We start from the raw sequence: 3626 nt of genomic DNA, 5'->3' as shown, positions 1-3626 counted from the left end.
CTAGATTTGCTTTGCCAGTATCCACACCGACATTAATATTTTGAAGTGTGTTTGTATTCATAATAAGCTAACTCTTGCTTGCGTAATGCGGGTTCGAGACCCAGTCGAGTATTCGAGTTTGGTGCTTGGAGTTCTATGTCGCGTTCATGTTTGTTATCGGTCTCTCGATAGAGGAGCCAGCGTTCAATCGAACTACAACATAGAAAGCTTTAGTTGCGGCTAAAGCCTGGGTCTCACATTACCCGAAACAGGTCGATTAATGGGGATAATTTCCCATACAAGCGTTAAAGAGGGACTTGGCACGCGTGGCATTTTCAATTTGCGTTGGGTTTAGTGTTTAAGGTGTGATGCGGTCACTTTTTTGGTGCGTGCCTGCGCCCCTTAACGCGGCGTTATGTTTAATCACGTAAAATCAGCTGGTTGCATCTTTTCTTTGTTCCTTCGTATTTCCAATTTTGGTCATGTCGGCAGGTTAACTTCAGTGGTCGCTGTTTTCTGGACTCCAATTCGTGGGCGCTAAAAATTCAGAGTGTTGCCTCATTTAAGTTCAGTGCGTTTGTGAGTCGAATAAAGAGTCTTGGTTTCAAAGTTTGAGCTCCAGTTTTCGGTTTCTCACGCTAAAACTCAAAATCATTAGAATCAAATTTATGAGTTAATTCAGCTTTTTAGCGTCTGGTTTTGGTTTGCAAAGGTAAGTCGAGTTAAGCTATTGGTATCGCAAACTTAACCCTTTGAGCCTTAAACATAACAAGGCGTTTAAGAGGGATTCATGCCGCGTGGCATTTTTGGTTTGCAGTGAGTTTTGGTGGTGAAAGTGGTCTGCGGGAAGTTGGTTTATGCGGCATTCACCCCTTAACGCAGCGTTAGGAATTTAGAGGAAATAATAAGTGCGGTGGATTGATTACGTAGTTCAAGCCATGGAGAACTTAGGTGGTGAAGCAGCATACAGTGACCTTTATGCTGAAATTGAAGCACTGAAAGGCGGTAACTTAACTAAAAGCTGGAAAGCTACTGTAAGAAATACTGTTGAGAGTTATTCGAGCGATTCGGATAACTGGACTCCAAGTCGAGATGACCTTTTTTATAGCGTCGATGGTAAAGGTAGTGGGCGCTGGGCTCTTAGGAACTTTGAAGCAAGTCAAGTATCAGAACCGCCAGTTGATTACGATGGCGCAGATAAACAAGATTATACTGTAAGCCGTTTTATTCGGGACAGTAAACTCTCACGACAGGTTAAAACGAAGAATAATTTTAAGTGTCAAATTTGTGGTTTTACATTTCGGCTTCCAAACGGTAAACCGTATGCGGAGGCTCACCATTTAAAGCCCTTGGGTAAAGAACACAATGGTCCTGATATTGAGGGCAACTTAATATGTGTATGCCCAAATCATCATGCAATGCTAGATTATTGTTCATTAAAATTAGACGTCAGTTTTATCGTCAAGAACTCGAAGCATGAGATCACCAAAGAGTTTATTGATTACAGTAATGCACTTGTTGAGCAACATTCCTAACAAGCAATTTAAGAGGGATTCCCAACGCTTGGCATTTTTGCTTCTACTTCAAATTAAGTGTTTATGGCACAACGCTTTAGGTTTGGGTGGTAGCGTTGCTCACCCCTTAATTGGGCGTTAGTTCCCCAGAGGAAGCAATCAATCCATAGGAAATTTTTGTTTCTGGTGAAGCACGCGCATGATTCGGATAATGTCGCCTTCGATCCAATAGGAGACGATCATCGAAATATCAGGGATTATAAGTAATCGCCCACGAATACCATCTCGCTGCACACCCATTAGTGGCTGCTCTAGCAAGTTCTCCACTTTTGCTTCAATGAGGTTGTCAGTTTTCTCTGCGGCATCAGGGTTGAAGTCATAGAGAAACTCAAAGATCTTTTCACGATCATTAAGTGACTCTTCTTCCCATAAAATCATTGCTTACCTCGATTACGGATTCTGGCTTTGCGCTCTTCCATTCGAGATTTAGCAGTTTGGTGGTCAACGAAAACGGATTTTCCTGAGTCAAACTTCTCAAATGCTAGGTTTACTTGTTCAGTTAGCCATGCATCGTGAGATAATGTTTTTCTTTGTTGCTCAGCGAGTTGCTCAGTAAGTTCACGGCATGCGTCACTTAGAGTGCGACCTTGGCTCTCAGCCATTTGTTGAGCTAGGCGTTTTGTTTCTTCATCAACACGAAATTGAATTCTAGTGTCCATGATGTATTCCTTTTTTGGTGTGTGTACAAATGTTAGCACTAGGCTTTGAGATGGGCAACTAACAAACAATTTAAGAGTGATTCGGCACGCGTGGCATTTTTACTATGCGTTGGTTTAAGTGATTAAGGTGGTATGCGGGAGCATCGTATTGCGTGCCTCACACCTTAATTGGGCGTTAAATTTATAGAGGTAGTATCGTGCAGAAAGATGAAATTGTAGAAATCCTTGGTGAGTACAGCTCTGAAATCGCAGCAATGCTACCGAGGTTCAGTAAAACTAGAGACGGTTTGTACATTGATAGCAATGACGGAAATCGTTTTAGAAATATTGTGCAAGAGGTAATAGATCTATGTCACGATCATATACCCGGTTCGTCCAACACCGTCAGCATGATTGCCCAGTATTACAATCAAGGTATTTCTAACTGGCAGCAAATTTCATCCTACGCAAGCCTTGAGGAAGTAAAAGGGGCCATTGATTCTCTATCGATAAGAATCGAGCGAAATCCAAAGATGTTTGACGAAAACCCCAAAATAGATATCGATAAAACTGCTCAGTCCTTGGATGGATTAAATACAATACTCAATCGTTTTCATTGAATACATCGAGGTATTTTACAATCGCAGAAGAAGACACTCAGCGTTGGGACATGTCAGCCCAGCTGAGTACGAAAGTATGTAGTTATGTACTGTCTACTTTTTGTGGGGTACACCAGTAGCAAGGAGATTCGGTGTGCTTAACTTTTTGAATAAAAAGTCTTATGTTCAGTCAGTAGCTAAAGATATGGCTCCGAAACTGTGTGCTAAGTTTGGGAAAAAGCCCGTTTATTCTTTTCAGGAAATTAGTTGGGCATTGAGCGAGATTAAGCGCAGTGATGACCAGTTTTATAAGTCAGTTTCTTACGGCATGTTGCTGCCATACAGCAATGAGTTGGCTATCGAGTTACAAGAAGACTTAGGCGACTTGTTAGAGTTTCAAAAGTCTGTTGGTGAGCTCTTATTTAACGTGTCGGAAGTTCCTTCGTTTGAAAGTTACCTGTTATATGCAGAGGTAAATTCGGCACCAAAATGTAAAGTTACGAACACGACTTTAGATAGTTCCGGTGGAGTAAACTTTCTTGATTTTGGTGGCGGTGACTAGCTACATAACAAGAGACTATGGCGTCAATAGTTAATTTTTGGCGCTATCTGCCATTCCACATACAGCCATCTCTAAGCATTGAATTTAGAATAACTACCATCTTTCTGACGCAGGCAATGAGCGCTACTTTTTTGGGTTTTCCAGCAGCCAAAAGTCGTTGATATGTTTCTTTAAATACAGGGTTACATTGCATCGCTGACATCATGGCCATGTATAAAACAGTCCTTACTTGCATCCGTCCACCTTTGATCATTCTCTTGCCTTTGAAACTGCC

The 3626-nt window shown here is 41.6% G+C and carries 7 protein-coding genes and 1 pseudogene; 5 read left to right on the top strand and 3 right to left on the bottom strand.

Features of this window, described 5'->3' with window-relative positions; genetic code table 11:
• Positions 1-744: 744 nt before the first annotated feature.
• Positions 745-867 carry a DUF3265 domain-containing protein gene (locus CIK04_RS35405; protein ID WP_097353715.1) on the top strand — a complete coding sequence of 41 codons (123 nt, stop codon included), beginning with the start codon at positions 745-747 and terminating at the stop codon, positions 865-867.
• A gap of 20 nt (positions 868-887) precedes the next feature.
• The gene (locus tag CIK04_RS00715; RefSeq protein WP_079883059.1) at positions 888-1514 is read left to right on the top strand and encodes an HNH endonuclease; all 627 of its coding nucleotides are present in this window, start codon (positions 888-890) and stop codon (positions 1512-1514) included.
• A gap of 138 nt (positions 1515-1652) precedes the next feature.
• Here CIK04_RS00715 and CIK04_RS00710 read toward each other — a convergent pair whose 3' ends face one another.
• Both CIK04_RS00710 and CIK04_RS00705 read right to left on the bottom strand, forming a co-directional pair.
• Positions 1653-1931 (bottom strand): type II toxin-antitoxin system mRNA interferase toxin, RelE/StbE family, encoded by a 279-nt coding sequence (locus CIK04_RS00710; protein ID WP_031846599.1) that lies wholly within the window; start codon positions 1929-1931, stop codon positions 1653-1655.
• On the bottom strand, positions 1928-2212 hold the full coding sequence (locus CIK04_RS00705; RefSeq protein WP_031846598.1) for a type II toxin-antitoxin system RelB/DinJ family antitoxin: 285 nt from the start codon (positions 2210-2212) through the stop codon (positions 1928-1930). Before CIK04_RS00705 ends, CIK04_RS00710 begins: the two co-directional genes overlap by 4 nt.
• Before the next feature lie 197 nt (positions 2213-2409).
• On the opposite strand from CIK04_RS00705, the gene CIK04_RS00700 reads away from it, so the two are divergent.
• Genes CIK04_RS00700 through CIK04_RS00690 form a run of 3 tightly spaced genes read left to right on the top strand, consistent with a single transcriptional unit; the run spans position 2410 to position 3352 of the window.
• Positions 2410-2811 carry a hypothetical protein gene (locus tag CIK04_RS00700; protein ID WP_097353713.1) on the top strand — a complete coding sequence of 134 codons (402 nt, stop codon included), beginning with the start codon at positions 2410-2412 and terminating at the stop codon, positions 2809-2811.
• Entirely contained in the window at positions 2786-2893 is a 108-nt protein-coding gene (locus tag CIK04_RS35400) for an IS3 family transposase (protein WP_128824567.1), read from the top strand. Before CIK04_RS00700 ends, CIK04_RS35400 begins: the two co-directional genes overlap by 26 nt.
• A gap of 51 nt (positions 2894-2944) precedes the next feature.
• Complete coding sequence (locus tag CIK04_RS00690; protein ID WP_026050347.1) at positions 2945-3352, top strand: hypothetical protein; 408 nt, start codon at positions 2945-2947, stop codon at positions 3350-3352.
• A gap of 30 nt (positions 3353-3382) precedes the next feature.
• Here the strand turns inward: CIK04_RS00690 and CIK04_RS00685 are convergent.
• Positions 3383-3626, bottom strand: a pseudogene (locus CIK04_RS00685) (transposase); the annotation flags it as partial.

It is taken from the genome of Vibrio sp. 03_296, assembly GCF_002265885.1.
Note: the sequence above shows the minus strand (reverse complement) of the source record. Positions and strands in the feature narration are given on the sequence as shown.